Here is a 5447-nt window from a genome sequence, read left to right as displayed (position 1 = left end):
GCTCCGGCCGCCTCGGGTCAGTCAGCTTCGGTGCCGAACCCGACGCAGGACGGCTCCGCCTCCGGGTACGTGACCCCGCTCGTGCGCAAGCTCGCGAACGAGCAGGGTGTCGACCTCTCGACCGTGACCGGATCGGGCGTCGGCGGTCGCATCCGCAAGGAGGACGTCCTCGCTGCCGCTGCGGCTGCATCGAAGCCGGCCGCCGGCGGTCAGGCTGCCGCCGCGCCGTCCGGTCCCTTCGTCGCCGAGGTGTCGCCGCTCCGTGGCACCCGCGAGAAGATGACCCGCCTCCGCAAGGTCGTCGCCGAGCGCGCGGTGCAGTCGATGACCTCGACCGCCCAGCTCACGAGCGTCGTCGAGGTCGACGTCACGAAGGTGGCGCAGTTCCGCGACGCGCACAAGGCCGAGTTCCTCGAGAAGACCGGCTCGAAGCTCTCCTTCATGCCGTTCTTCGCCCTCGCGGCGTCGGAGGCGCTCAAGGCCCACCCGAAGATCAACTCGACGGTCGACGGTGACGAGATCGTCTACCCGGAGACCGAGAACGTCTCGATCGCGGTGGACACCGAGCGCGGTCTGCTCACCCCGGTGATCAAGGACGCCGCGTCGCTGAACCTGGCGCAGTTCTCGCAGTCGATCGCGGACCTCGCCGAGCGCACCCGCAACAACCAGCTCAAGCCGGACGAGCTCGCGGGCGGCACCTTCACGCTGACCAACACCGGTTCGCGTGGCGCGCTGTTCGACACCCCCGTGGTGTTCCTCCCGCAGTCGGCGATCCTCGGCACGGGCATCGTGACCAAGCGTCCGGCCGTCGTGAAGGTCGACGGACAGGAAGCCATCGCAATCCGCTCGTTCGTCTACCTCGCGCTGTCGTACGACCACCGGATCATCGACGGTGCGGACGCGTCGCGCTACCTCGTCGCGGTGAAGAACCGCCTCGAGGAGGGCAACTTCGCCCCGAACCTCGGGTACTGAAGCACGGCCCTCGGGCACTGATCCCGGCGTTCCTGCCTGGTTCGACGGAACGGCCCCGCTCCCCTGGAGCGGGGCCGTTCCGCGTTCCTCGGCGCCGCGGGCATCCATCGGCGCGGAGGGGCGTCCCTCGGCGCTGCAGGCAGTTCCTGGCGGGCCGCGGCGCCCCGCCCGTTGACCGCAGGACCCTTCAGCGCCCTGCCTGGCCGGAGGACCCGTCAGCGTCGCCTGCCAGGCCCGAGGACTCGTCAGCGCCACCGTGCGTGATCGCAGGTCACCCGCCGAGCGCCGTCACCGCCGCGACCACGAGGCCGGCGGCGACCACGACACCGACGAGCACCTGCCGCGCCGGCACCCGCCGTCCGCCCACGGGTACGCCGCGTTCGGCGACGTCCCGGGCCCGAGCGATCACCGCATCGACCACCGATCCGGCGGCCTCAGAGCCGGGGCCGGGGACGGGCGGCACCGGTTCCGCGAAGGAGAACAGTCCCGCGGGCGGGTCCCAGCGCACCGGTCTCGGCGCGCCGGCTGCGTGCACCGTCGCGCGCAGGGAGTCGAGTGCAGCGGGGTCGCCGCACCGCGCGGTGATCAGTGCCGTGTCGACATCCGGCCGGCAGGCCTCGCGTGGGTCGACGCGCTCCCAGACGATCCGCACGGCGAGCAGGAGCGCGGCGATCCCGTCGACGACGCCGGCACTCGACAGTGGTGCGGAGCCGGGCCCCGCCGCGAACGGAACGGCCCCCATCGGTCGATCGCAGAGCACGACGGCTCCGGAGTCATCCACGACGACGTCCTCGGCACACGCCGGGCCGAGCAGGACAGCGCCGCGCCCAGCCGCGACCGCGAGGTCGAGCAGGGGTTCCGTCAGGGTGACCGCCACCCCGACGCTCGGTGTCCCCAGCCGGTCGAGAGCCGCCGCGATCGACGGGCCGGCGGGACGCAGCAGTTCGGCCACCAGGGCCCCGTTCCGGGCCCGCCCGACGGCGAGCACCGGCCCGAGGTGTCGCTCCGGTGCGACCGATCGAGCAGCCACCCAGCCGAGGAAGGTGCCCTCCGACGTGGCCGCCCACCAGGTCCTGCGCTCGTCGTCATCCTGCACGCCGACCATCGTCGTCCCGCGTCACGCCGCGCGGCCCACGACGGACGGAACTGTGGACGGCGACCGTTCGCCCACAGCCTCCTCCGAGCCGGTCTCGGAGTGGCTGCTCAGGCCGTATCCTGTGTGCATGGCACGCAGCAGTTCTTCCGACACGAAGGCGAAGGAGCCGGGTCGTCTCAAGCAGATGTACCAGGTCTTCCAGATGACCCGTCGGGCCGACCCGACGTCCGTCTGGTGGTTCGCCCTGGCGTTCGTGGGCCCCGTGGTCCTCGGCATCCTCCTCGCTCTGCTGCTCCCGGGCCAGAACTGGCTCGCGATCCTCCTCTGGATCGTCGCGGGCGTCCTGCTCGGTGTCCTGCTCTTCCTCATCGTGCTCGGCCGTCTCGCCGAGCGGGCCGCCTACTCGCAGATCGAGGGGCAGCCCGGTGCCGTCGGTGCCGTGCTCTCGAACTCGCTCCGACGCCAGTGGCGTTCGAGCGAGATGCCGGTCGCGGTCCACGGTCGCTCGCAGGCCGCCGTCTACCGCGCCGTCGGCACTCCCGGCGTCGTCCTCATCACGGAGGGGCAGCTCGGCAACCTCACCCGCCAGGTGGACGAAGAGCGCCGCAAGGTGCAGCGGATCGTGCCGAACGTCCCCGTGCACGTCGTCCACGTCGGCTCGGGTGACGACGCCGTGACGCTGCACAAGCTGCCGCGGGCGATGAACAAGTACAAGAAGGCGCTGAACCGCAACGAAGTCCTCGCGGTCGCGAACCGGCTCGACTCGCTCACGCAGAGCCCGGCGGCGTCGATCCCCAAGGGCATGGACCCGATGCGGGCCCGCGCCGGCCGCCCCCGCTGATCAGCGCGACCTGCTGACGCAGAACGCCCCCGACCACATCGGTCGGGGGCGTTCTGCGTGCGGACGATGCACGCTCGTCGCTCCGTGGACGCGTGCGCGTGACGGGCAATCGCTGCGCGTGACAGACGGTGCGAGATTCTCCACACGGTGCGCGCTCACAACCTCGCACGGCATGAACAACCTCGCACCGAACGAGCTGGCCTCGCACCGTGCGAGCCGACCTCGCACCGTGCGAGGACGGTGCGCGTGACAGACGGTGCGAGGTTCTCCACACGGTGCGCGCTCACAACCTCGCACGGCGTGAACCACCTCGCACCGGACGAGCTGGCCTCCGCACCGTGCGAGCTGGCCTCCGCACCGTGCGAGCCAACCAGCCGCGCCCCCCGCCCTCAGCGCCGGACGAGCACCGTCCCCGCGATGCGGTCGTGCGCCCCACGGCTGTCGCGGTCGATGATGAGGGCGGGGACGACGAGGCAAAGCAGCACCGTCCGGACCACCGGACGCCAGACCCCGACGTACCCTCCGCGGATCGGCACGACGCGCAGGCCGACGCAGATGTGCCCGAACGAGCCCGACAGCAGGCAGATGAACAGGACCTGCAGCGCGGCGAAGATGGCGATCTGCACCCACGAGTGCGCGATGTCCCCGGACCCGTTGACCGGCGACCACACGCCCGTGACGTACGCGACGAGGTCGGCGAGGGCACCGTCGATCAGGAGTGCGACGACTCGGCGGCCGATGCGTCCGACGCTGCGGGGACCTTCCTCCGGGAGTCCGAGGTCCTTCCCGGGCCAGCCGTCCGGATGCGGAGCGGCGGACGACGACGGGGAGGTGGTACGGGCCATGCCCCAAGCGTAGGCGAGCACCGGGCACGTAACACGCACGAAACAATGCAGTCACGTCCGGGAAACCCGGTGTCAATAGCCTCGTCGGAGGGTGCCGAAAGGTCCCTGCCGACATCACCCAACCCCACAGGAGATCGACACACATGTTCAGCGATTCCTCCGAGGTGCTCGCCTTCATCAAGGACACGGACGTCAAGTTCCTCGACATCCGCTTCACGGACCTTCCCGGTGTCCAGCAGCACTTCAACATCCCGGCGTCGACGGTCGACGAGGACTTCTTCTCGGTCGGACAGCTCTTCGACGGTTCGTCGATCCGCGGCTTCGCGTCGATCCACGAGTCGGACATGCAGCTCATCCCGGACGTGACGACGGCCTACATCGACCAGTTCCGCGCCGAGCGCACGCTGATCATGATCTTCGACATCTACAACCCGCGGAACGGCGAGATCTACGGCCGTGACCCGCGCCAGGTCGCCAAGAAGGCGGAGAAGTACCTCGCGTCGACGGGCATCGCGGACACTGCGTTCTTCGCCCCCGAGGCCGAGTTCTACATCTTCGACGACGTCCGCTACTCGGTCACGCAGAACAAGTCGTTCTACTCGGTCGACTCCGAAGAGGGCGCGTGGAACACCGGCCGCGAGGAAGAGGGCGGCAACCTCGCCAACAAGACCCCGTACAAGGGCGGCTACTTCCCGGTCTCCCCCGTCGACAAGACGGCGGACCTCCGCGACGACATCACCCTCAAGCTGATCGAGGCGGGCTTCGAGCTCGAGCGCTCGCACCACGAGGTGGGCACCGGCGGCCAGCAGGAGATCAACTACAAGTTCGACACGATGGTCCACGCCGCGGACGACATCCTGAAGTTCAAGTACATCGTCAAGAACACGGCCGACCAGTGGGGCAAGGTCGCCACCTTCATGCCGAAGCCGCTCTTCGGCGACAACGGCTCGGGGATGCACACCCACCAGTCGCTCTGGAACGACGGCAAGCCGCTGTTCTACGACGAGAACGGCTACGGCGGTCTCTCGGACGTCGCGCGCTGGTACATCGGCGGCATCCTGAAGCACGCTCCGGCGCTGCTCGCGTTCACGAACCCGTCGATCAACTCGTACCACCGCCTGGTCAAGGGCTTCGAAGCGCCGGTCAACCTGGTCTACTCGGCCGGCAACCGTTCCGCCGCGATCCGCATCCCGATCACGGGCACGAACCCGAAGGCCAAGCGCATCGAGTTCCGCGCGCCGGACGCCTCGGGCAACCCGTACCTCGCCTTCGCGGCCCAGCTGATGGCGGGCCTCGACGGCATCCAGAACCGCATCGAGCCGCACGAGCCGGTCGACAAGGACCTCTACGAGCTCCCGCCGGAGGAGGCCAAGGGCATCCCGCAGGTGCCGGGCTCCCTCGACGAGGCGCTCGAGGCGCTCGAGGCCGACCACGAGTTCCTCACCAAGGGCAACGTCTTCACCGAGGACCTCATCCAGACGTGGATCGACTACAAGCGTGAGAACGAGATCCTCCCGCTCGCGCAGCGTCCGCACCCGTTCGAGTACGAGCTCTACTTCGGCGTCTGATCCCCGCTGACACCACGAAGGCCCCGCACCGGTTCCGGTGCGGGGCCTTCCGCGTGCGGCGCGCGTCATGCGGTGGGGGTGACCGCCTGGAGGCGCGGTGCCGGTCCGTCGGGCCGGCACCGGGC

General features: G+C 69.8%; 5 protein-coding genes. 3 read left to right on the top strand and 2 right to left on the bottom strand.

Features of this window, described 5'->3' with window-relative positions; translation table 11 throughout:
• A partial coding sequence (sucB, locus tag ACSW7Y_RS15980; RefSeq protein WP_438127226.1) for a 2-oxoglutarate dehydrogenase, E2 component, dihydrolipoamide succinyltransferase occupies window positions 1–972 on the top strand: 972 nt, incomplete at its 5' end.
• Between the two features lie 271 nt (window positions 973–1243).
• Here sucB and ACSW7Y_RS15975 read toward each other — a convergent pair.
• A complete protein-coding gene (locus ACSW7Y_RS15975) occupies window positions 1244–2068 on the bottom strand; it encodes a hypothetical protein (protein ID WP_438127225.1) in 825 nt (274 codons plus the stop codon).
• A 127-nt stretch (window positions 2069–2195) separates the two neighbouring features.
• On the opposite strand from ACSW7Y_RS15975, the gene ACSW7Y_RS15970 reads away from it, so the two are divergent.
• Window positions 2196–2909, top strand: a complete 714-nt coding sequence (locus tag ACSW7Y_RS15970; RefSeq protein WP_438127224.1) for a DUF4191 family protein — start codon at window positions 2196–2198, stop codon at window positions 2907–2909.
• Between the two features lie 389 nt (window positions 2910–3298).
• Here ACSW7Y_RS15970 and ACSW7Y_RS15965 read toward each other — a convergent pair whose 3' ends face one another.
• Window positions 3299–3754, bottom strand: a complete 456-nt coding sequence (locus tag ACSW7Y_RS15965) for an RDD family protein (protein WP_438127223.1) — start codon at window positions 3752–3754, stop codon at window positions 3299–3301.
• A gap of 143 nt (window positions 3755–3897) precedes the next feature.
• Between ACSW7Y_RS15965 and glnA the strand changes: the two genes are divergently transcribed.
• Window positions 3898–5322, top strand: coding sequence for a type I glutamate--ammonia ligase (gene glnA / locus ACSW7Y_RS15960; RefSeq protein ID WP_058724294.1), 1425 nt, complete (start codon window positions 3898–3900; stop codon window positions 5320–5322).
• Window positions 5323–5447 lie beyond the last annotated feature (125 nt).

Source organism: Curtobacterium flaccumfaciens (genome assembly GCF_051548005.1).
GTDB lineage: Bacteria > Actinomycetota > Actinomycetes > Actinomycetales > Microbacteriaceae > Curtobacterium.
The sequence above is the reverse complement of the archived record's forward strand: the minus strand, read 5'-3'. Positions and strand labels throughout refer to the sequence as shown.

What these genes read in the sequence shown, in the direction of transcription:
- glnA (WP_058724294.1), top strand. Translation starts at nt 3,898, where the DNA reads ATGTTCAGCGATTCCTCCGAGGTGCTCGCCTTCATCAAGGACACGGAC.
- ACSW7Y_RS15970 (WP_438127224.1), top strand. Translation starts at nt 2,196, where the DNA reads ATGGCACGCAGCAGTTCTTCCGACACGAAGGCGAAGGAGCCGGGTCGT.
- ACSW7Y_RS15965 (WP_438127223.1), bottom strand. Translation starts at nt 3,754, where the DNA reads ATGGCCCGTACCACCTCCCCGTCGTCGTCCGCCGCTCCGCATCCGGAC.